This is a genomic window from Sphingobium sp. PAMC28499 (genome assembly GCF_004795815.1).
Lineage (GTDB): Bacteria > Pseudomonadota > Alphaproteobacteria > Sphingomonadales > Sphingomonadaceae > Sphingobium > Sphingobium yanoikuyae.
The window spans coordinates 4,031,926-4,053,602 of record NZ_CP039248.1 but is presented as its reverse complement, the minus strand read 5'-3'; the positions used below and the strand labels follow the sequence as shown (position 1 = coordinate 4,053,602).

Below are 21,677 nucleotides of genomic sequence, written 5' to 3'. Positions count from 1 at the left end.
AGACCCCGTGTCCCAGCCCCTCATGCCCCATGCGACCGCCAGCTGGCTGGTCGACAATAGCGCTCTGAGCTTCGACCAGATCGCGGAATTTTGCGGGCTCCACATCCTGGAAGTCCAGGCCATCGCCGATGACACTGCCGGCATCAAATATACCGGCCGCGATCCGGTGCGCGCCCATGAAATCACCATGGACGAAATCCACAAGGGCGAGAGCAATCCCGACTATAAGCTCAAGATGCTCAAGGGCCCCGAACCGGTCCGCCGCACCAAGGGGCCGCGCTACACCCCGGTCAGCAAGCGCCAGGACAAGCCCGATGGCATCGCCTGGATCCTGCGCAACCATCCGGAGATTTCGGACGGCGCGATCGGCAAGCTGATCGGCACCACCCGCACTACCATCGCCGCGATCCGCGATCGCAGCCACTGGAACATCAGCAACATCACGCCCAAGGATCCGGTGACGCTGGGCCTGTGCTCGCAGCGCGAACTGGATGCGCTGGTCAGCAAGGCGGCGAAGAAGGCCGGTATCGAGATGCCGACCGATTCGCGTCTGGATGGCGATCGCGAGGCGCTGATCGAGGAACTGCGCCGCGAGCGCGAGGATAATGCGCGCCGCATCGAGCAGGCGCTCAAGAGCGAGTCCGAGCTGATTTCGGGCGCCGCGACGATCCTCGATCCGTTCAGCAGCAACAAGGGCGAGGTCTGAAGACGTAGCGTCATCCGACGCTCTTTCTGACCCGCTGCAATGCAGCATTCTCAAGGGCCGCGCCGGCTTTCCGGCGCGGCCTTTTTGCTACAATCCAGACACAGGTTGACGCTTGCGTAAAGCGCTCGGGCCACTTACACTTCTGTAAATGGAGAGCAGAGAAAAGATCTGGCGCGAGCATTATCAGCACCCTACGCCGTGGGAGCAGACGTTCCCGCCGATGTCGATGGGGGACATGGTAACGCAGAGCGCCACCGCCCACCCGCAGGCCCACATGATCGACTTCATGGGGCGCAAGTTCAGCTATGGCGCGATGATGGACGACATCAGGCGCATCGCTTGCGGATTGCAGGCCATGGGCGTGAAGAAGGGGGACCGGGTCGGCCTCTACCTGCCCAACACCCCCCATTATGTCGCGGCCTATTATGGCGCGCTGCTGGCCGGCGCGATCGTCGTCAACTTCTCCCCCCTCTACACCGCCGCCGAGCTGGAGCATCAGGTCGAGGATAGCGGCACCAAGATCCTGTTCACTTTGTCCGCCAAGGCATTGCTGCCGACCGCGCTCAAGGTGCTGGACAATAGCAGCCTCGAAAAGCTGGTGGTCGGTTCGATCGCCGAGGTGCTGCCGACTGCCAAGAGCATCCTCTTCCGCCTGTTCAAGCGCGGCGAGACGACGCCGCTGCCGCATGATCCGCGCGTCATCCGCTATGACCGGCTGATCGCCAATTCCGGCGAATGCATCGTGGCCGACATCGATCCGGTCAACGACGTCGCGCTGCTGCAATATACCGGCGGCACCACCGGCACGCCCAAGGGCGCGATGCTGACCCACCAGAATCTGACCGCCAATGCGCGCCAGGCGCAGGGGATCGACCCGCATGCGGGCGAGGGCGACGACCGCATCATCGCGGTGCTGCCTTTCTTCCACGTCTTCGCCAATACCTGCACGCTGAACCGGACCGTCATGAATGGTGGCGAGATGGTGATGCTGCCCCGGTTCGAGGCGGTGCAGGTGCTCTCGGCCGTCCAGCGGACCAAGGCGACGTCGCTGCCCGGCGTGCCAACCATGTATCAGGCGCTGCTCGATCATCCGGCCTTGCCGAACATCGATTTCTCGTCGCTGCGCACCTGCATTTCGGGTGGCGCGCCGCTGCCGATGGAGGTGAAGCAGAAGTTCGAGGCGGTGACCGGCGCACGGTTGATCGAGGGCTATGGCCTCACCGAAACCAGCCCGATCGTCTGCGCCAACCCCTATGAGGGGTTGAACAAGACCGGCACCGTCGGCCAGCCCGTGCCGGGCACCCGCGTCAAGATCGTCAGCCGCGAGGATCCGACCCAGCCCCCGCCAGAAGGTGAGCCAGGCGAACTGATGTTCGCTGGTCCGCAGATCATGAAGGGCTATTGGAACCGACCGGACGCGGACGCGCAGGTGTTCGTGGGCGAGTTCCTGCGCACCGGTGACGTTGGCGAGGTTGATGACGACGGCTATGTGCGGATCGTCGATCGGCTCAAGGACATGATCGCCGTCGGTGGCTTCAAGGTCTTCCCGAGCCAGGTGGAATCGGTCCTCTATCATCATGAATCGGTGAAGGAGGCGCTGGTGATCGGCGTGCCCGATCGCTATCGCGGCGAACAGCCCAAGGCGTTCGTGACCCTGAACGAAGGCGCGACGATCGACGGGCCGGGGCTCAAGGACTGGCTGAACCCGCAACTGGGCAAGCATGAGCGGGTCTGCGAGGTCGAGGTGCGGGCCAGCCTGCCCAAGACTCTGGTCGGCAAGCTGTCGCGCAAGGAACTGGTCGCCGAAGAACGGGCCAAGGCCGAACAGGCAATGGCGCAGAATGCGGCGCAGACTGGAACCGCGGCCTGATTGCTCCTATCTAGCGCACCAAAGCTGGATAAGGATTATCGATATATGGCGCAGGAAATCGCAACGCTGGCTGGTGGCTGCTTCTGGTGTACGGAAGCAGTCTACCAGACGCTCAAGGGCGTGGAATCGGTCCAGAGCGGCTATATCGGCGGGACCAAGGTCGATCCGACCTATGAGGAGGTCTGCACCGGCAATACCGGCCATGCCGAAGCGATCCGCATCGCCTTCGACCCGGCCGTCATCAGCTATGCCGACCTGCTCGACATCTTCTTCGCCACCCACAACCCGACGACGCTGAACCGTCAGGGCAACGACATCGGGACGCAGTATCGCTCGGCGATCTTCCCCCATTCGGCCGAGCAGCAGGCCGAGGCGCTGGCCGGTATCGCGCGGGCACAGGTGGACCAGGTCGATCCGGTCGTGACCGCGATCGAGCCGGACGCCCCCTGGTATCCGGCCGAGGATTATCACCAGAAATATTGGGAGCGGGTCGGCGACCAGAATCCCTATTGCATGGCGGTGATCCCGCCCAAGCTGGCCAAGCTGCGCAAGGGTTTTGCCGCCCGCATCGAGGAATAATCCTCGGTCTGGCCGATTTCCCGACGGCTCGTCCCGTTTCGCCGCGTTCTTAGCTTATGGTTAATGTCGACCATGGCAGATGCAGCGCAACGGACGAGTCGGGGGACTTTGAGAATGACCAGGACGATCATGCTGCTGGCGCCGGCGATGCCGCTGATGCTGCCGGGTTGCATCGCCAGGACGGCGGTGGATATCGTGACCCTGCCGGTGCGCGCAGGTGCGCAGGCGGCGGACTGGGCGACGACCAGCCAGGATGAGGCCGACCGCAATTATGGCCGCAAGATGCGCAAGCAGGAGGCCGAGGAAGGCAAGGCGCGCAAGAAGGCCGACGAACAGCGCCGCCGCGAATGCCGCAAGGCCGGTTACGACAATTGCGGCTGAGCCGGATCGACCGGTCAGGCCGCGGCGCGGCGTAACCGGTCGTTGATGGCGGTGCCGATCCCCTCGTCGGGGATGGGGGCCACCGCGATCCGCTCCTGGGTGCTGGCGTCGGCGACGTGCAGCGCCGCGAACAGATTGGCCGCCGCCTCGCGCAGGTCCGCGTCGACGCTCAGGTTCAGATGGCAGGGCATCAGCCCGAAGCCGATCAGATATTCGTCCTTCTCCGCCCGCAGCGCGTTGAGCCGCACCGGTTTCGACGGCGCATAATGGCTTTCGAGCTGGCCGGGCGCCTCGATCTTCGCATTGTCCTTCCCCGTGATAACCGGCAGGCCACTTGCCTCCTCCAGCATCGCGGCCGTGACCGGGCCGGGGCGCAGCAGGCGGATGCGGTCCTCTTCGGGCGCGGCAATGGTCGATTCCAGCCCTTCGCTGGTCGGGCCTTCGTCCAGGATCATGCGGATCTTGCCGTTGAGGCTCGCCAGCACATGCTCGGCTCGGCTGGGGCTGATCGATCCGCTGCGATTGGCCGAAGGCGCAGCCAGCGGCCTACCACTCTCGCGGATCAGCGCGCGCATCGCCGGATGGGCCGGCAGGCGCAGCGCCACGGTCGGCAGGCCGGCCATCACCAGCGGCGACAGGCCGCTATCGGCCCGCACCGGCAGCACCATGGTCAGCGCGCCCGGCCAGAAGCGGGCGGCAAGCTGTTCGGCCTGGGGCGAGAAATCGGCCAGCCGCCGCGCCATCTCCATGTCGGCGACATGGACGATCAGCGGGTTGAAGCTGGGCCGCCCCTTGGCGCTGTAGATGCCCGCGACCGCCTGGGAATCGGTGGCATCGGCCGCCAGGCCATAGACGGTTTCGGTGGGAACGGCGACGGGCTCGCCGGCGCGGATCAGCAAGGCTGCCTCGCGAAGCGCTTCCGCGCCATAGCGGCAGACCCTGGTGGAAAAGGCTGGATTTGGGATAGTCACGACCCCCGCGATATAGACCCCGGAACGCTGCAGTAAAAGGCCATTGCGACAGTGACATGACATTGTTGGCAAAGCTTGCCGCAACGGCGTGGCCCGGCTAATCCCGCGCCATGAACGACGCCCTGCTGACCCGTATCGCCGAAGCGCTCGAACGGCTCGCGCCGCCGCCGGCTTCCTCTGCCGACCTTGCGGCTGCTCCCGCCTATGTGTGGGACGGGGTGGCGATCCGCGCTGTGGATGTGTTCGACCCGGTGGATTATGATCTGCTGACCGGCATCGATGCGCAGAAGAGCGCGCTGCTGGACAATAGCCGTCGTCATGCCGCCGGCCATGCCGCCCATGACGTGCTGCTGTGGGGCGCGCGCGGCACCGGCAAGTCGGCGACCGTGGCCTCGGTGGTCGGCAAGCTGCAGGCGGAAGGGCAGGACATCGCCCTGCTGCAATGCGCGATTGACGAACTGGCCAGCCTGCCGGCGCTCTTCACCCTGCTGCGCAGCACGACCCGGCCCTTCATCCTGTTCCTCGACGATCTGGGCTTTGACGAGGGCGTGGGCGATGCTCGTGCGTTGCGCTCGCTGCTCCAGGGCGGCACCGCCGCGCGTCCGGCCAATGTCCGCCTCTATGTGACGTCCAACCGCCGCCATATCGTGCCGCGCAACCTGTCGGAACAGGATGATCCGATCAATCCGCGCGACGTGGTCGATGACAAGATGGCGCTGTCGGACCGGTTCGGCCTCAGCCTCGGCTTCCATGCGCTCGACCAGGATGCCTATGTCGCCATTGTCGAGGGCTATGCCCAGGCGCTGGGTCTCAGTGTCGAGCCGCTCGACGCGATCCAGTGGGCAACCCAGCGCGGCAGCCGCTCGGGCCGGGTCGCCTGGCAATATGTGGTCGAACTCGCCGGCCGTCACGGCCTTTCGGTCTGATTCTCAGTCGCCATCCTTTTCGGCCAGGCTCAGAAATTCGTCGACCAGTCGGTCCAGTTCCTTGCGGCAACGCGGCGGATCGACGGCGGTTTCGCATAGCGGTGCGGCATCGGCCATCGTCTTGATGACGCGGGCCAGGCTCAGCGTGTCGCTGTGACGTTGTCGGTGGGCGAGGGCGGCGAAGGTGTTGAAATACATTTCCGCCAGCCGGCGATCATGCTCCAGATCATAGCCTTGTCGTCGGTCCGGCTGGCCCAGCGCTTCCATGCGCAAGTGATGAAGGGATCGCCGCGCGCTGTCCGCCCGCAGCTGATATAGCTCCGCCGGTTCGATCGGTTTCATCTTGGACGCCTGTCGCATCGCGTATCAGCGCGCGAACGGGGCAATATATCCCGGCTTTTGCCCGGCCGAAATTAAGCGTCTGGTCTTGCGAACAAGTTTTTTCGACGCATCGGCCGGGCGACCAAGATTATTGTGCGCGGGTCACCCGCCAGACGACACCGCCGACATCGTCCGCCACCAGCAGTGCGCCCTTGGCGTCCACGGTCACGTCGACCGGGCGGCCACGCGCCGCGCCCTGCGCGTCCAGGAAGCCGGTCAGCACGTCGGTCGGCTTGGCCTTGCCGACTTCGCCATTATCCTCGAACGGAATGAACACGACCTTGTAGCCGGCGGCCGGCTTGCGGTTCCAGCTGCCATGCAGGCCGACAAAGGCGCCATTGCCATAGGCGGCGCCGAGCTGCGCATCCTTGGAGAAGCTCAGGCCCAGCGGCGCGACATGGTTGCCCAGCGCATAGTCGGGGCGCTTGGTATATTCGCGGATTTCCGGCCGCTGCGGCTGGACCCGGCGATCCTCATAGCCGCCCCAGTAATTCCACGGCCAGCCATAGAAGGCACCGAACTCGACGCGGGTCAGATAGTCGGGGACCAGGTCGCCGCCCAGCATGTCGCGCTCATTGACCACGCCCCACAGCACGCCGCTCCTGGGTTCGAACGCCAGGCCGACCGGGTTGCGCAGGCCCGACGCATAGATGCGATAGTCGCCGGTCTTGGGATTGACCTCCAGCACGGCGGCGCGGTTCGCTTCGCTTTCCAGGCCATTCTCGCCGATATTGCTGTTCGATCCGACGCCGACATAGAGCAGCCCGTTGGGGCCGACGGTCAGGCTGCGGGTCCAGTGCATGTTCGGCGCCTGGGCGGGCAGGTTCAGGATCTTGCGCCCCTTGTCGCTGATCTTGGTTTCGCCTTCCTTATAGGGAAAGGCCATCAGCGCATTGGTGTTGGCGACATAGAGGGTGTCGCCGATCAGCGCCATGCCATAGGGCGAATAGAGGCCGCTCAGGAACACCGTCTTGGTGTCCGCCTTGCCATCGCCGTCGGTGTCGCGCAGCAGGCTGATGCGGTCGGGCGAGGGGACGCCGGCGCCGGCCTTGTTCATCAGGAAATTCATCACCCGGCTGACGATGCCGGTCTGCGGGCGGGGCTGGCTGTTGGTCTCGGCCGTCAATATGTCGCCATTGGGCAGGCGCAGCAGCGATCGCGGATGGCTCAGCCCCTCGGCGAAGCGTTCGACCACCAGGCCCTTGGCGGCGACCGGCTTTTCCCCGGCCTTCCACGGCTTCACTTCGGCGATGTTGACCGTCGGGAAAAACTCGTTGCGCGGCGTGGTGAAGCGCGGTTCCCGGCCGACATCGGCGCCGGCCGGCAACTGGGCCGTGTCGCCCTGGGCGAAATAGAGGAAGGCGCCGCCGGCAATGACCAGCGCGACGAGGGGGATGGCGATGAAATGCTTCTTCATGTCGCCACATCTATGCGGCGATGCGACGCCCGGCAAGGCGCTCCGTTGCGCGGGTGTTACTTAGGCCTTTCGTTCGCGTAGCCACAGCAGCAGGGCGATCAGGATGCCGGCCCCAGTGCCAACCAGCAGGCCGATGCTGGGCTGGCCCAGCAGGCCGCCGCCGATCGCCCCGGCCATGATCAGCAATGCGATGATGGCGCCCGCGCCGGTCGGATTCTTCGCCTTGTTCATGGCTCATCCTTGCCATGGCCCGCCGCCCATGGCCAGTCGCTTGTCGCCCGCGTCTTCCCTGTCCCGGATCGGAACGGCCGGCGTCCCGAAATGGCGCGTCTGTCCCGCTGCGGGACTTGGCTGACTGGTTGTTCACCCTCGTCATCGGCCTGCTGCGCCAAAGCGCCAAACTGGCATGGGGGTTGATAGGGGAGTGGAAAGGGCGCGCAAAAATCGGGGGTCGTATGCACATGCCATATCTTTCGGATCGAAAGAGCTATGAGGATGCGACGGAACTGATCGCGACCTTTGGCGCCAATGCCGGCTATGAGGCTGCGGCGCGGGCTGATCGCAGCCGTGACCTCGGCAACCACATCCATTTCTGCCACTGGCGCCAGATCGAGCGGCTTATCGTGCTGCTCGCCCATCACCAGCCGCTCGGCACGATCCACTGAACGTCTGAACGCAAAAGGGCCGGAGCGTCATCAACGCTCCGGCCCTTTTGCTGTTTCGTTGACGGCGCTTTAGAGCCGCAGGCCGGCGGTTTCCGGCAGGCCGGCCAGGATATTGAGATTTTGCACGGCGGCGCCCGCCGCCCCCTTGCCCAGATTGTCGAGCGTGGCGACCAGGCGCGCCTGTCCGCTCTGCGCATTGCCGAACACCGACAGCGACAGGCGGTCGGTCGCGCCGACATGCTCGACCTCAATCTGTGCCATGGCGCTGCTGTCGGCCAATGGCGTCACGCTGACGATCGGCGATCCTTCATAGGCGGCGGCCAGCGCGGCATGGATATCCGCCGGGGATGGCGTGCCGGGCATGGCGCGCAGTTGCAACGGAACTTCCACCAGCATGCCGCGATAGGCATTGGCGACGGCCGGTGCGAACAGCGGCGGATGGTCCAGGCCCGAATAGCGGGTCATTTCCGGCACATGCTTGTGCGCCAGGCTCAGGCCATAGGCGCGGAAGGCGGTCGGCGCGCCCTCGGCGCCCTCATATTCCGCGATCATCGCCTTGCCGCCACCCGAATAGCCCGACGCGCCCGATACCGTCACCGGCCAGTCGGCCGGCAGCAGGCCGGCCAGCAGCAGCGGACGGACCAGGCCCAGAAAGCCGGTCGGCCAGCAGCCGGGATTGGCGACGAAGCGGCTGTTGGCCAGTCGCTCGCGATGGCCCGGTTCCAGTTCGGGGAAGCCATAGGTCCAGCCGTCGGCGACGCGGTGTGCGGTCGATGCGTCGATCACGCGGGTGCGGTCATTGTCGATCATCGACACGGATTCGCGCGCGGCATCGTCGGGCAGGCACAGGATCACGATATCGGCCGCGTTCAGCGCGTCGCGCCGGGCCGCCATGTTTCGGCGATCCTTCTCGTCGACCGTGATCAGCGACAGTTCGGGCCGGTCGGCCAGGCGATCGGCAATCTCGATGCCGGTGGTGCCATGGCCGCCGTCGATGAAGATCTTCGTGGTCACAGGGCAATCCTCCGCCGCGCGATGATCGGCTGTTCATGGTCGGGCGCCAGCCGGGCGACGACATCGGCCAGCGGCTCGACCACCACGGCCATCCAATGGGCGTTGGCGTGCAGCATATGGGTGGCGTCGGTCATGATCCCGACATGGCCGGGGAAGAAGACCAGATCGCCGCGCTGCAACGGCGCGCTCGCCTCGATCGGCGCGCCAATGCCCTCGCATTGCAGGTCGGTGTCGCGTGGCACGGCGATGCCGCATTCGCCCAGCGCAACCTGCACCAGCCCCGAACAGTCGATGCCGCGATGGCCACGGCCGCCCCAGACATAGGGCTGGCCCAAATAGCGCTGTGCCACCGCGACCCAGTCGCTTTCCGGCGAGTCGATCGGGGCGGCATGGCGGCCATGGATGAAGCCGTCGCCGGTCGCGAGGAAGCTGTCCTCGGCCTCGCCGCCGAAGCGGGCGCCCAGCGGCCAGTGATCGGCGATCGGTGCCTTGATGTCGGCGCGGCTGAACAGCGGCGCGCTCTGGTTGACGATGCGGTGGCTGACCGCTTCCTTCACGTCCAGCGCGTCGCGGCGGATATAGCCGACATAGCCATCATGCCCGCAAAAGCCCCAGGCCCAGTCGGTCGTGACGTCGAGCGCATGGAAGCTTTCGCCACGCAGCAATTCGCTGACCGCCTCGGCATTGTGCGAGGGCTGGGACAGGATCGGCGCGCCGGGCGCCACGCAGGTCAGTTCGACCGCGCGGGCATAATGGGCGGAAAAGAGCACGCCGGCGAGCGAGATGTCCGCAAGGTCGCCACGCGCCGCATGGACGCGGTGGTCGAGCGCTACGGATCTGCCGTCCAGCTTGAACCGGGTTCTTTCAGGCGGTGCGTTCCGCGTGGTGTTGATCTGGCCTGTCATCGCGCGCGGTTCCTGCGATGAAATGGTGAAAGGCGTCAAGGAATTCCGCGCCCTTCGACGTGCGGGTGATGAAAATATTGCGCCGATCGGCCGCATCCCGCTCTCGTCGGAGATAGCCGAGCGCCGAAAGCTTGTTCAGCGCGCGGGTGATGACCGGCTTGGATACGTGCAACTGTTCGGCCAGGCCGCGCACGGTATGCGGGCCATCGCCGATATAGACGGTCAGCATCAGGGCCATCTGGCGGTTGGTGAGGTCGGGTTTTCCCGACCGCACATAATCCACCAGGGTCCGCATCCACTGGCTGAGCGGCTGTATGCCGGGACGGTCGATCTGGGCGGCCTGTTGCGGGGAAGCGAGCGCGTTCATGCCCCCCTAACGCATGATAGCCAATCCGGTTGCGTAACGGATCGCAGGATATTGCAGTTTGGCTATCGCGCGCCGTCATAGCGCTGCTGGAGCAGGCGGAAGACCGCGCGCAGGCCCAGCGCCTCGCCGCCCTTGGGCCGGCCCGGACGGGCCGCCGGTCGCCAGGCGAAGGTGTCGAGGTGGATCCAGGCCGTGCCCTCCGGCACGAAACGCTGCAGGAACAGGGCGGCGGTCACCGCGCCGGCAAAGCCACCTTCGCCGGCATTGTTCATGTCGGCAATGTCGGACTTCAGCATGTCATAATAGCCGTCCCACAGCGGCAGGCGCCAGGTCGGGTCGTCGACCGCCGTGCCGGCCGCCGCGATGTCGCTCGCCAGCGCCTCGTCATTGGTGAACAGCGCCGGCAGGTCCGGGCCGACGGCGACGCGCGCCGCGCCGGTCAGGGTGGCGAAGTCCACGATCAGCTCGGGCTTTTCCTCGCCCGCGCGGGTCAGCGCGTCGCCCAGCACCAGCCGCCCTTCGGCGTCGGTATTGCCGATCTCCACGGTCAGCCCCTGCCGGCTGCGCAATATGTCGCCGGGGCGGAAGGCATTGCCGCTGATGGCATTTTCGGCGGTCGGCACCAGCAGGTGCAGCCGCACCGGCAGGCGCGCGCCGATGATCAGCCGGGCCAGCGCGATCGCATGGGCCGCGCCGCCCATATCCTTCTTCATCAGGCGCATGCCCGATGATGGCTTGATGTCGAGGCCGCCGCTGTCGAAGCAGATGCCCTTGCCGACCACGGCGATGCGCGGCGCGGCGGGGTCGCCCCAGGCCATTTCGATGAGGCGCGGGGCAAAGCTCTTGTCCGCCGCCTTGCCGACGGCGTGGATCATCGGGAAACCCTGCTCCAGCGCGTCGCCGCGCGTCACCTGCACCTCGCCGCCATGGGCCTGCGCCAACTGGCGCACGACATCTTCCAGATCCTGCGGCCCCATGTCGGCGGCCGGCGTGTTCACCAGGTCGCGGACCAGCGCTACCGCCTCGGCCTGCTGCACGATCGCCTCGATCCGGGCGACGTCGCCGGTCAGCAACACGCGCGGCCCGGCCGCGCCCTCATCCTTGCGATAGCGTTCGAACCGATATTGCGCCGTCAGCCAGCCCAGCGCCGCCGCGCCGGTGCTGCCTTCGGCCAGACGATAGCTGCCTTCGGGCAGGCTCTCGGCCAATCTGGCCAGGCACCAGCTACCCAGCGCGTCGCGCTTGACCACTCCGGCCACGACCGACCAGTCGCTCTGCCCCTCGCCGGGGATGATCGCATATTCGTTCGGCTTGGCGTGGAATTTCTGGGCGCTGATCAGGGCGCGGACCCGCTCGGGCTGGGCGGTGAACCAGGTGTCCAGTTCGGCCGCTTCGATCAGCTGGATGGAACGGGCGGGCTGGCCATTATCGGCTTTGAGCAGGTCGGCAAATTCGGTCATGCACAGGGATGTAGGAGAAAGCGCTCCACATGGGAACGGGCCATTTTTTGTCATTTCTTTCGTCCCGGTGGAAACCCGGCCGGCCGTCAGGGCATTTGCCTATTGTGGCCCGAGTGCCTAGGTTCCAGATCATAATAAACGGCAAGGAGAGTAGCCATGATCCGTTCCGACAATAGCGGCCTGCAGGCGCTGCGCGCCCGCGCCTATGCGCTGGCCGAAAGCGGCCAGTTCGCCAACGCCCATGCGGTCGAACAGGCGCTGGTGGCTGAAGGCTGGCCCAACATCCATCGCGCGCTCGCCGGCGACTATGCGCGCAAGGCGATCAGCGAACGCTGCCTGACGGCCAAGCCGCACTGATGCGGGCAGGGTGGGGGAACGGGACGACGGGCCTGCTGCTCGCAGCCCTGTTGCTGTCCGGCTGCTCGAAATCGACTGAGGATGACACGCCCGGCGGCAACATGCCCGCCAATGCGACGATGCGCGCCTTTGTCGATCGCATGGCCGGCACCACGCGCCCCGCAGCCCCACCCGCCAAACCATTCGAGCAGTCGGACAAGACCGAACTGCTGGAATTTCTCTACGCCTATCCGGCGCAGGCGGCGGCGGTCCCGACGCTGGTCGATCGCTTTGCCCGCGCCATGGCCGAGAACAAGGCCGATGCGCTCAAGATGGCGACGCAGGACCGGGATTCTGCCAAGAAGGCGGGCTTTCCTTTCCACGCCCATAGCCGCGAGACGCGCTGGAGCGTGATGGCCGATACGCCGCGCTTCCTGGCGCTCGAATCCGCCAATTACATGTATACCGGCGGCGCCCATGGCATGACCGGCTATGAAGCGCTGCTGTGGGACAGGGAACGGCGGCGCGAGACCGATTTCGGCGCGCTGCTGACCTCCGAACCGGCCTTTGCCGCGGCGATCCACGACAATTTCTGCAAGGCGCTGGATCGGGCGCGGGCAGAAAAGCGCGGCGCGCCGGTGGTGCCGGGCGATGACGACTTCACCAAATGCATCGATCCGATGAAGCAGGTGCTGGCGCCGACATCGCGGGACGGCAAGTTGATCGACGGCATTCAGGTGACGATCGGCCCCTATGGCGCAGGCCCCTATGCCGAGGGCAGCTATGACATCAAGCTGCCGGTCGACGCGGCGATCTACAGGGCGATCAAGACCGAATATCAGGACGTCTTCGTCAGGCCCTGATATCCGGTTCCCGATCGGTCAGGCCGGCACGCCATACAGGTCGTGATCGTCGGCATCCTCGATCAGCACGTCGAACATGTCGCCGGCCTTGCGGCCTTCGCCGACGTCGCGCAGGAAGACATTGCCGTCGATTTCCGGCGCGTCGGCCTGGCTGCGCGCGGTCGCGCCGATGCTGCCATCTTCCTCGTCCGGCTCGCCGACCTCATCGATGATCACCGGCATGACCCGACCGACCTTCGCCTGCAGCTTGGCGGCGCTGATCGCGGCGGTCTTTTCCATGATCCGCTGATAGCGTTCTTCCTTGACCTCTTCGGGCACGGCGCCGGGCAGGTCATTGGCGGCTGCGCCCTCGACCGGCTCGAAGCGGAAGGCGCCGACGCGGTCGAGCTGCGCTTCTTCCAGCCAGTCGAGCAGATATTGGAAGTCTGCTTCGGTCTCGCCGGGGAAGCCGACGACGAAGCTGGAGCGGATCGCGATGTCGGGGCAAATGTCGCGCCACTTGCGGATGCGATCCAGCACCTTGGCTTCATTGGCCGGGCGCTTCATCGCCTTCAAGACGCTGGGCGAAGCATGCTGGAAGGGAATGTCGAGATAGGGCGTCAGCAGCCCTTCGGCCATCAGCGGGATGACATGGTCGACATGGGGATAGGGATAGACATAGTGGAGGCGCACCCAAGGGGCGACGCCGTCAGCCGTGCGCAACTGGCCCAGTTCGCGCGCCATATCGGTCATATGGGCGCGGACCTCGCGGCCCTTCCACATGCGCGGTTCATGGCGCGTGTCGACGCCATAGGCCGACGTGTCCTGGCTGATGACCAGCAATTCCTTGGTGCCGGCCGCGACCAGCTTTTCCGCCTCGCGCAGCACCGCGTCGATGCGCCGCGACACCAGGTCGCCACGGATCGAGGGGATGATGCAGAAGGAGCAGCGATGATTGCAGCCCTCTGAAATCTTCAGATAGCTGTAATGGCGCGGGGTAAGCTTGAGGCCACCTTCGGGCACCAGGTCGACAAAGGCGTTGGGGATGGGCGGCGATGCATCATGCACCGCATTGACCACCTGCTCATATTGATGCGCGCCGGTGACGGCCAGCACCTGCGGGAATTTCGCGCGGATCACGTCCGCTTCGTCGCCCATGCAGCCGGTCACGATGACGCGGCCATTTTCGGCCATGGCCTCGCCGATCGCTTCGAGCGATTCTTCCTTGGCGGAATCGAGAAAACCGCAGGTGTTGACCAGCACGACGTCGGCGCCGGCATAGTCGGCGGACATCTGATAGCCGTCGGAACGCAGCTTGGTCAGGATACGCTCGGAATCGACCAGGTTCTTCGGACAGCCGAGCGAAACCATGCCGATCTTCGGCGCGTCTGGGATTTTGGTTGCCATGATCGGCGCGCACATAGGGATTTTTGCGCCAAATGTCACGGGGTAGCCGAAAAGACAAAGGGCGCGCCCAAATGGACGCGCCCTTCGTTCTAGCTAAGCCCTTGATCCGTTACATCTTGTAGGACAGGCGGATGTAACCGAACTGGCCCGGCACATCATAGGTGGTCGGATCGAAATTGGCGCTGTCGCAGGTGAAGCAGGCCGGCGGATCCTTGTCGAACAGATTGTTGACGCCGAAGGTCAGCCGGGTGCGATGGTCGAGCCAGGCCGGCGAGAAATAGGCCTGCATGTCGCCATAGAAGGTCGATCCCATGACATGGCCGTCGCTCTCCGTCACCTTGCTGATATAGCGGCCGGTGAAGGAAACGCCCCAGGCATCGGCCGAATAGTCGAGCGTGGTGGTCGCCTTGAAGCGCGGATAGGCCTGGTCGACCGAACCGCAGCGTTCGGTGCCGGCGCATTTGATGGTCGGCGCATTGAGCTCGGCCGGGGCCTTGATGTCATAGCTCAGCAGATAGGCGGCATTGATCGTCAGGCCGACCGTGCCGTCGCCCACCGGCTTGGAGCGATAGATCAAAGATCCGTCGATGCCGTCGGTGTTGATGGCGTTGAGATTCTGCAGCGTGGCGTCGATGCCGGCGACCAGACCGCTGGGCGTGCGGCTGATCGATGCGCAACTGACCGGATCGGCATCGAAGGCGCAGCGGCGCAGCGTCAGCGTCGCAGGCACCGAGTCGATCGCGTTCTTTAGGCGGATATTATAATAATTGACCTCAAGGCTGAGTGCGCTGGCAAAACCGTTGCGCGCCCAGGCCGGGCTGTAGACCATGCCGGCGGTCCAGGTCTTGGCGGTTTCCGGCTTCAGGTTGGTCGAGCCGCTGGAAAAGACGCCCAGCTGGCCGCCGGTCGGCTCGTCATAGCTGCCATCGGCCGGCACGCCATTGGCAATACAGTTGGCGCGCACGGTCGGATTGTCCCAGGATCCGCCCGCTGCGCTGGTGCAGGGGTCGTTGATCGTCTGGTCGGTGCGCGACCGGCCGGCATGCATTTCGCCGATGCTGGGCGCACGCAGGCTCTCGGCATAGCCGCCGCGCAGCAGCAGGTCGCTGACCGGTTTCCACAGGCCCGACACGGTGAAGGTCGTGTTGCTGCCAAAGCTGCTATAGTTGGAATGGCGCACCGCGCCGTCCAGTTCCAGTTTCTGGAAGAAGGGCACGTCGGCGAGGATCGGGATGCGGATTTCGCCATAGACTTCATCGACATTGAAGCTGCCGGCGGCCGGGCTGGTCGGCACGTCGGCGCCCAGGCCCGCGGTGATGATCGGGTCGGGGGTGTAGCTGGCGCGCTGGTTGCGATGCTCGTAGCCGACGGCGAAGCCGACCGCGCCGCCCGGCAGGTCGAACAATTCGCCCGACAGGTTGGCGGTGGCATCCCACAATTCCTGCGTGCTGCGATCCTTCTGGTCGAAGGTCACATAGTCGAGCATGGCCTGGGTGATCGACCCGGCCCCGCCGAAGATGTTGAACGGTACGCAATCGCCGGTGCAGCCCGCGACCGGCCCCAGCGCCTGGGCCAGCTTGGCGGCGTTCAGGTTGCCGGTGAACACCTGATGCGCGTCATTGCTGCCATACATGCCGTTGACGTCCCAATACCATGTCTTGTCGCCGACCCCGAAGGAGCCTTCGAGCGTCGATTGCATGGTGAAGGTGTCGACATCCTGGCTGAAGATACGCGGGCCGCCCTCGACAAAGCGACGGGCGATCAGCGAATAGGTCGCCGGCTCGCCATTGGCACCCGACGACAAGGTGAAGCCGAACGGATTATAGGGATTGGTCGCATCGATGCTGATCGTGTCGAGCAGATTGCCGTTGCCCGCATCCGGGCCGACGAACAGCGGCAGCGGCGCCGCCTGGGTGGTCGAACTGCGATGCTGATAGACCAGCCGCGTGCGCAGGCTGACATTGTCGGAAAATTCGAATTTGGCGTTGAGGAAGCCGCCATAGCGTTCCGACGGCGTCAGCAGATAATTTTCCGGCGCGAAATTATAGCGATCGGCCGAGGTGAAATTCTTGAAGTCTCCCGGATAGGTCGGGCGCCCGCTGACCGGCGCGATCAGCGTCAGATCATCGTCGCCGATCATGAAGCGGCCGTTGGGCGTGGCACCGGAACAGCCACCGATCGGGTCGGCGCAGCTCGTCTGGCCCGGATTAGGGAAGCGGGAGATGGAACGATCGGCGGTGCGGACGCTCTGCTGCTTCACATAATTGCCGCCGAAGACGATCGACACCCGATCGGACTGCAGGCCATAGCTGGCGTTGAGGTCATAGGTTTCGCCATCGCCCTGTTCATAGGTGCCGAACTGGGCGGACAGGTCGAGGCCCTTCTGCGACTGCTTGGTAATGATGTTGACGACGCCGGCAACCGCGTCGGAGCCATAAAGCGGGGAGGCGCCGGACTGCAGCACCTCGACCCGTTCGATCATGCTGGCGGGGATGGAGTTCAAGTCGACCGAAGCGGGGATGCCGCCGGCGGCCGATCCGTTCACATAGCGCATGCCGTCGACCAGGATCAGCGTGCGCTTGGCGCCCAGGTAGCGCAGGTCGATTTCGGCCGAACCGGAGCTGACGCCGGTGCCGTCGGGCGGGCCGCCGATATTGCCGGCATTGTTGACCTTGGTGTTGAGGCCGCCGCCGGCGCTGGGAATGCGCTGCAGCACGTCGGCGATGGAGGAAAGGCCGGTCCGCGCGATCGCTTCCTGATCGACCGTGACGATCGGCTTGTCCTGGTCCAGCGGGCTCTGGCGGATGCGCGATCCGGTGACGATGATAGCCCCGGCATCATCGGCCTGCGGCGCGGCAGATTGGGCGAAAGACGGTGCATTATAAAGGAAGGCGGACAGCAGAACGCCGGTTTTCAGGACATTTTTCAAGCGCATATTCTACCCCTCAAAAATCAGACCTGAGGGGGAGTGTTGCCATTCTATGACAGCAAGGCAATTGGCCGCATGCTGCGCTGCACCGTGGGTAGCGCGAATTTTGCCATATGTTGCCGTGGCGCAACAAACATGTTCAGTCTGTCGCTGGTTTGAACCTATTGATCGTCGGCGCGGGCCGTGGCGCCGGTTTCTTCCACGATCTCGATGATGCAGTCGCCGGTCTGAAGCCGCTTTGCGCCTTCCTCCCAGAAGCCGATCGGATGGTCGCCGCGATAGATGCGCACGCCAAGCCCGGTGCCGATCGCGGACAGGGGCTGGCCGATTTCCTGCGGCAGGACCGGCCGTTCATGCAGCTTCACCCGGCCGCCCGAGGCGGCGAGATCGGCCATATAGTCGGCGATATGCTTGCCGCTGGTGCTGCCGGCCAGCAGCAGCCCGGCAAAGCTGACCGGGTTGATGACCGTGGTGGCGCCGGCCTGGCGGGCGGGAACTTCATTATCCTCGTTGCGCACGACGATGCTGATCGGCAGGCGCGGCGCCAGGTGGCGCGCGGTGAGTGTAATCAGGATCGACGTGTCGTCGCGCCCGGCCGACACGATCATCGTGCGGGCACGGTGGATGGCCACGTCCTTCAGCGTCTTGTCGCGCGTGCTGTCGCCGCACAGCACGTTGCAGCCCAGCGCCTCGGCATGGTCCAGCGCCTTCTCGCTGCCGTCGATCACCACGATCTCGCGCGGGTCGGTGCCGCGCGCCAGCAGTTCGTTCACCGCCTCCTGGCCGCTGGTACCGAAACCGGTGACGACGATATGATTGTGCAGATCGGCCTGAATGCGTGCCATGCGCCACCTGTAGAGGATGTTGCGGAAAAAGAGATTATAGGCGGTGCCGAGGAAAATGATCCAGACGAACAGCCGGATCGGCGTGACGAAGATGGATTCGAACAGGCGCGCTTCGGGCGAGACCGGCACGATATCGCCATAGCCGACCGTGGTGACGGTGACCGTGGTGAAATAGAGCACGTCGATGAAGCTTATCTGGTCGTCATAATTGTCCTTGAGACCATCGCGCCCGAACCAGTGGAGCGCCAGCACGATCGCGATCAGGCCAAAGACCAGCACCACCCGCCAGGCGAGGTCTGCCCAGACCGGCAGCGCCGACCGCCGCCGCAGAAAGCCGGCCATGGGCGATGCCGAAGGCGGCGGCGCGATCTTCATGGGGTGGGCAATTGGGTCGTGGGATTGATCGGCACCCGGTCCTTGCGCAGCTCGAAATGCAGCTTCGGCTTGCTGGCATAGCCTGTGTCACCGCTAAGGCCAATCACCTGGCCCTTCGTCACCTTCTGCCCGCGCACCACGTCGATCCGGTTGGCATGGCCATAGGCGCTGACCCAGCCGCTGCCATGGGTGATGAGGACCAGGCCGCCGAACACAGCAATGCTGTCGCCGGCATAGGCGACGACGCCGTCGGCCGCGGCCCGGATCGGCGTGCCGATCGGCGCGGCAATGTCGATGCCGTTATTCTTGGCGCCGCTCTCGCCGGGGCCGAAACGGGAAAGGATATTGCCCTTGAGCGGCCAGGCGAATTGGCCGGAAAAGCCGCCAGGCTGGGCGATCGCCACATTGGAGGGCAGGGGGTGGGGCTGCGCCTTGGCGACCGTGCGCGGCTTCTCCTCCGCGACGGCAGGCTGGCCGCCGGTCAGCACATCGTCGATATCGATGCGGAAGGCGGCGGCGCGCTGTTCCAGGCTGGATGCGGGCGCCCGGACCGGCTGCGCCGCCACCGGGGCGGCCGGCATCTCGCCGCCGGGCAGCAGCAGCCGCTGCCCGCGCCGCAGCACATAGGGTTCGGACAGGCCATTGATGTCGACAATGTCGCTCCAGCGCACGCCATAGGCAACGGCGATGGCGATGCCGGTCTCGCCCTCCGCCACCGCATGATAGCGCCCGCCGGGGATCGACAGCCTCTGCCCCGGCCGCAGCGCATAGGGCGGCGCCAGCCCATTGGCCCGCGCGATCGCGTCCGATCCCGCACCGGTGCGGTTGCCGATGCCGCGCAGCGTGTCGCCCGGCTGCACGCTATAGGTGCTGGCGGTCACCGTCCGGGCGTTCGCCGTCACCTGCTGCGCGGTCCAGACCGGCTTGCGCTCGATCATCTGCGGTTCGGACGAGGGGCGCTGGGCCGGCTGCGGCGGCATGCTGGGCGATGGCGGAATGGCGGACGCCGGCTGGGCCGGGGGCAAGGGTGCGGCATAGGGCGCGCTGTCCTGCACCGGGGCAGGGATACAACCCGCCAGCAGCAGCGGCAGCGGCGCTATGGGCAGCCAGCGCCGCCCCCTTGAATGTCCAGCCATATGGTCTCCCCCCGGAGCGAAAGTCAGTCCGAAAATGCCTGCGCCGTCGCCGCCAGCGCGCCATCCTGCGTCAGGTCATAATGAAGCGGCGTCACCGCGATATAGTCTTCTGCGATGGCCGCCAGATCACTGCCCTCGGGCGCGGAATCGCTCCGTCCCAGGCCAAACCAGTAATAGCGATAGCCGCGCGGATCGGTGCCCTCGATGATCTTCGTCCGGTCGATGTCATGGAAGCCCTGCCGCACCACGCGCACGCCCTTGACCCTGTCCGGGTCGATGGCGGGGAAATTGACGTTGAACAGCAGGCGCGGGCTGGCCGGCATCGCGATCAGCGGGCGCAGCACCCGCTCGCCCCAGGCTTCGGCGGCAGCAAAGGGCACGGCGTCGCCCATCGCCTCGCGGGCATAGACCTGGCTCAGCGCGATCGACTTGATGCCGGAAATCGCGCCCTCCATCGCGGCCGCGACGGTGCCCGAATAGGTCACGTCCTCGGCCAGATTGGCGCCGCGATTGACGCCCGACAGGACCAGATCGGGCTTGGCGTCCTTCATCAGATGGCCGACCGCCATCATCACCGCGTCGGTCGGCGTGCCGGTGACGCTATAATGCTTCTCGCCATGCTTGCGGATGCGCAGCGGCCGGGTCAGCGTCAGGCTGTGGCCCGCACCCGACTGTTCCTCGCTGGGCGCGACGATCCAGATATCGTCGGACAGGGTGCGGGCGATCGCCTCCAGCACCTTCAGCCCCGGCGCATGGACGCCATCGTCATTGGTGAGGAGGATGCGCATCGCCCGTTCCTTTTTTATCGCGGCTCCAGCTTGGTGATGCCGCCCATATAGGGCGCCAGCACTTCGGGCACGATCACGCTGCCGTCGGCCTGCTGGTAATTTTCCAGCACCGCAACCAGCGTGCGACCGACCGCCAGGCCCGATCCGTTGAGGGTGTGGAGGAAGCGCGTCGCCTTCTCCCCCTCCGGCTTATAGCGGGCGTTCATTCGCCGCGCCTGGAAATCGCCGCAGTTGGATACGGAGCTGATCTCGCGATAGGTCGCCTGGCTCGGCAGCCAGACTTCCAGGTCATAGGTCTTGCGCGCGCCAAAGCCCATGTCGCCGCTGCACAGCAGCATCTTGCGATAGGGCAGGTTCAGCGCCTGCAGGATGCCTTCGGCCGCCTGCACCATCCGCTCATGCTCGGCGTCCGATTCCTCGGGCGCGCAGATCGCGACCAGCTCGACCTTCTCGAACTGATGCTGGCGGATGAAGCCGCGCGTGTCGCGTCCGGCCGATCCGGCCTCCGACCGGAAACAGGGGGTCAGTGCGGTCAGACGCACCGGCAGGGTGTCGGTCGGCACGATCTGTTCGGCGACCAGATTGGTCAGCGATACCTCGGCGGTCGGGATCAGCCAGCGGCCATCGGTGGTGCGGAACAGATCCTCGGCGAATTTGGGCAACTGGCCGGTGCCGAACAGCGCCTCGTCGCGCACCAGCAGCGGCGGGTTGGTTTCCTCATAGCCGTTGGTCGCGCTCTGGGTATCCAGCATATATTGCGCCAGCGCGCGGTGCAGCCGCGCCATCTGGCCACGCAATGCGGTGAAGCGCGCGCCCGACAGCGCCGCGCCGCCCTCGAAATCCAGCCCCAGCGCCGGGCCGAAATCGGCATGGTCCTGAGCGGCGAAATCGAATGCGCGGATATTGCCCCAGCGGCTCAGCTCGACATTGCCGGCTTCATCCTCGCCCTGCGGCACATCGTCGGCGGGCAGGTTGGGGATCGCCGCCAGCATGGCATTGAGCGCCGCGCCGACCTCGGCCTCTTCGGCTTCCAGCGCGGGCGTGCCTTCCTTGAGCGCCGCGACCTCGGCCTTCAGCGCCTCGGCCTTGGCCATGTCCTTGGCCGCCATCGCCTGACCGATCGCCTTGCTCGCCTCGTTGCGGCGGGCCTGCCCCTGCTGCAGCTCCGTCTTGAGCGCGCGGCTCTTTTCGTCCAGCGCCAATATGTCGGCGGACAGCGGGGCCAGGCCACGGCGCGCCAGGGCGGCGTCGAAAGCGGCGGGATTTTCGCGGATGAAGCGGATGTCGTGCATCGCTGCCCTATGCCGTCGCGAACGAGGCCACGCAACCCTGTGCGCCTTCGCCCGTTGGTGATGCGTCCACAAAATGAAGGAGAAG

22 protein-coding genes are annotated in these 21,677 nt (G+C 65.6%); 8 read left to right on the top strand and 14 right to left on the bottom strand.

Annotation, left to right across the window (positions count from 1 at the left end; genetic code table 11):
* Positions 1 to 22 precede the first annotated feature (22 nt).
* The 4 genes from E5554_RS19215 to E5554_RS19200 all read left to right on the top strand — a co-directional run bounded on the left by E5554_RS19215 (position 23) and on the right by E5554_RS19200 (position 3,536).
* Positions 23 to 706, top strand: coding sequence for a cell cycle transcriptional regulator TrcR (locus E5554_RS19215; RefSeq protein ID WP_010337928.1), 684 nt, complete (start codon positions 23 to 25; stop codon positions 704 to 706).
* A gap of 148 nt (positions 707 to 854) precedes the next feature.
* Positions 855 to 2,576 carry a long-chain fatty acid--CoA ligase gene (locus E5554_RS19210; protein WP_026109646.1) on the top strand — a complete coding sequence of 574 codons (1,722 nt, stop codon included), beginning with the start codon at positions 855 to 857 and terminating at the stop codon, positions 2,574 to 2,576.
* A gap of 45 nt (positions 2,577 to 2,621) precedes the next feature.
* Complete coding sequence (gene msrA / locus E5554_RS19205; protein ID WP_136187769.1) at positions 2,622 to 3,155, top strand: peptide-methionine (S)-S-oxide reductase MsrA; 534 nt, start codon at positions 2,622 to 2,624, stop codon at positions 3,153 to 3,155.
* 114 nt (positions 3,156 to 3,269) lie between these two features.
* Positions 3,270 to 3,536, top strand: coding sequence for a hypothetical protein (locus tag E5554_RS19200; protein WP_136187768.1), 267 nt, complete (start codon positions 3,270 to 3,272; stop codon positions 3,534 to 3,536).
* Between the two features lie 14 nt (positions 3,537 to 3,550).
* On the opposite strand, the gene E5554_RS19195 is transcribed toward E5554_RS19200, so the two are convergent.
* Positions 3,551 to 4,507, bottom strand: a complete 957-nt coding sequence (locus tag E5554_RS19195) for an L-threonylcarbamoyladenylate synthase (protein ID WP_136187767.1) — start codon at positions 4,505 to 4,507, stop codon at positions 3,551 to 3,553.
* Positions 4,508 to 4,617: 110 nt separating this feature from the next.
* On the opposite strand from E5554_RS19195, the gene E5554_RS19190 reads away from it, so the two are divergent.
* Entirely contained in the window at positions 4,618 to 5,433 is an 816-nt protein-coding gene (locus tag E5554_RS19190) for an ATP-binding protein (RefSeq protein ID WP_136187766.1), read from the top strand.
* A gap of 3 nt (positions 5,434 to 5,436) precedes the next feature.
* On the opposite strand, the gene E5554_RS19185 is transcribed toward E5554_RS19190, so the two are convergent.
* From E5554_RS19185 to E5554_RS23140, 3 genes are all read right to left on the bottom strand, one after another.
* Positions 5,437 to 5,775 (bottom strand): hypothetical protein, encoded by a 339-nt coding sequence (locus E5554_RS19185; protein ID WP_247594306.1) that lies wholly within the window; start codon positions 5,773 to 5,775, stop codon positions 5,437 to 5,439.
* A gap of 127 nt (positions 5,776 to 5,902) precedes the next feature.
* Entirely contained in the window at positions 5,903 to 7,231 is a 1,329-nt protein-coding gene (locus E5554_RS19180; RefSeq protein ID WP_004211377.1) for a sorbosone dehydrogenase family protein, read from the bottom strand.
* A gap of 60 nt (positions 7,232 to 7,291) precedes the next feature.
* Entirely contained in the window at positions 7,292 to 7,462 is a 171-nt protein-coding gene (locus E5554_RS23140) for a hypothetical protein (RefSeq protein WP_010337933.1), read from the bottom strand.
* Between the two features lie 230 nt (positions 7,463 to 7,692).
* On the opposite strand from E5554_RS23140, the gene E5554_RS19175 reads away from it, so the two are divergent.
* On the top strand, positions 7,693 to 7,896 hold the full coding sequence (locus E5554_RS19175; protein ID WP_004211380.1) for a hypothetical protein: 204 nt from the start codon (positions 7,693 to 7,695) through the stop codon (positions 7,894 to 7,896).
* A gap of 69 nt (positions 7,897 to 7,965) precedes the next feature.
* Here E5554_RS19175 and argC read toward each other — a convergent pair whose 3' ends face one another.
* From argC to E5554_RS19155, 4 genes are all read right to left on the bottom strand, one after another.
* Positions 7,966 to 8,910 (bottom strand): N-acetyl-gamma-glutamyl-phosphate reductase, encoded by a 945-nt coding sequence (gene argC, locus E5554_RS19170; protein WP_136187765.1) that lies wholly within the window; start codon positions 8,908 to 8,910, stop codon positions 7,966 to 7,968.
* The gene (locus E5554_RS19165; protein WP_136187764.1) at positions 8,907 to 9,815 is read right to left on the bottom strand and encodes an NlpC/P60 family protein; all 909 of its coding nucleotides are present in this window, start codon (positions 9,813 to 9,815) and stop codon (positions 8,907 to 8,909) included. Before E5554_RS19165 ends, argC begins: the two co-directional genes overlap by 4 nt.
* Positions 9,775 to 10,182: a MarR family winged helix-turn-helix transcriptional regulator gene (locus E5554_RS19160; protein ID WP_004211384.1), complete on the bottom strand. Its 408-nt coding sequence runs from the start codon at positions 10,180 to 10,182 to the stop codon at positions 9,775 to 9,777. Before E5554_RS19160 ends, E5554_RS19165 begins: the two co-directional genes overlap by 41 nt.
* A 62-nt stretch (positions 10,183 to 10,244) precedes the next feature.
* Positions 10,245 to 11,642, bottom strand: coding sequence for a leucyl aminopeptidase family protein (locus E5554_RS19155; protein ID WP_136187763.1), 1,398 nt, complete (start codon positions 11,640 to 11,642; stop codon positions 10,245 to 10,247).
* 156 nt (positions 11,643 to 11,798) lie between these two features.
* Between E5554_RS19155 and E5554_RS19150 the strand changes: the two genes are divergently transcribed.
* Complete coding sequence (locus tag E5554_RS19150; protein WP_004211387.1) at positions 11,799 to 11,999, top strand: hypothetical protein; 201 nt, start codon at positions 11,799 to 11,801, stop codon at positions 11,997 to 11,999.
* A complete protein-coding gene (locus E5554_RS19145; protein ID WP_136187762.1) occupies positions 11,999 to 12,841 on the top strand; it encodes a DUF4163 domain-containing protein in 843 nt (280 codons plus the stop codon). Before E5554_RS19150 ends, E5554_RS19145 begins: the two co-directional genes overlap by 1 nt.
* 18 nt (positions 12,842 to 12,859) lie before the next feature.
* Here the strand turns inward: E5554_RS19145 and rimO are convergent, their stop codons facing one another.
* The 6 genes from rimO to serS all read right to left on the bottom strand — a co-directional run bounded on the left by rimO (position 12,860) and on the right by serS (position 21,592).
* Entirely contained in the window at positions 12,860 to 14,242 is a 1,383-nt protein-coding gene (gene rimO, locus E5554_RS19140; RefSeq protein WP_201450253.1) for a 30S ribosomal protein S12 methylthiotransferase RimO, read from the bottom strand.
* A gap of 94 nt (positions 14,243 to 14,336) precedes the next feature.
* Positions 14,337 to 17,162, bottom strand: coding sequence for a TonB-dependent receptor (locus E5554_RS19135; protein WP_136187760.1), 2,826 nt, complete (start codon positions 17,160 to 17,162; stop codon positions 14,337 to 14,339).
* Positions 17,163 to 17,317: 155 nt separating this feature from the next.
* Positions 17,318 to 18,376, bottom strand: coding sequence for a potassium channel family protein (locus E5554_RS19130; protein ID WP_136187759.1), 1,059 nt, complete (start codon positions 18,374 to 18,376; stop codon positions 17,318 to 17,320).
* The gene (locus E5554_RS19125; RefSeq protein ID WP_210729775.1) at positions 18,373 to 19,512 is read right to left on the bottom strand and encodes a LysM peptidoglycan-binding domain-containing M23 family metallopeptidase; all 1,140 of its coding nucleotides are present in this window, start codon (positions 19,510 to 19,512) and stop codon (positions 18,373 to 18,375) included. The genes E5554_RS19130 and E5554_RS19125 overlap by 4 nt, the downstream gene beginning before the upstream one ends.
* Before the next feature lie 23 nt (positions 19,513 to 19,535).
* Entirely contained in the window at positions 19,536 to 20,300 is a 765-nt protein-coding gene (gene surE / locus E5554_RS19120; RefSeq protein WP_136187758.1) for a 5'/3'-nucleotidase SurE, read from the bottom strand.
* A 14-nt stretch (positions 20,301 to 20,314) separates the two neighbouring features.
* A complete protein-coding gene (gene serS, locus E5554_RS19115; RefSeq protein WP_136187757.1) occupies positions 20,315 to 21,592 on the bottom strand; it encodes a serine--tRNA ligase in 1,278 nt (425 codons plus the stop codon).
* Positions 21,593 to 21,677 lie beyond the last annotated feature (85 nt).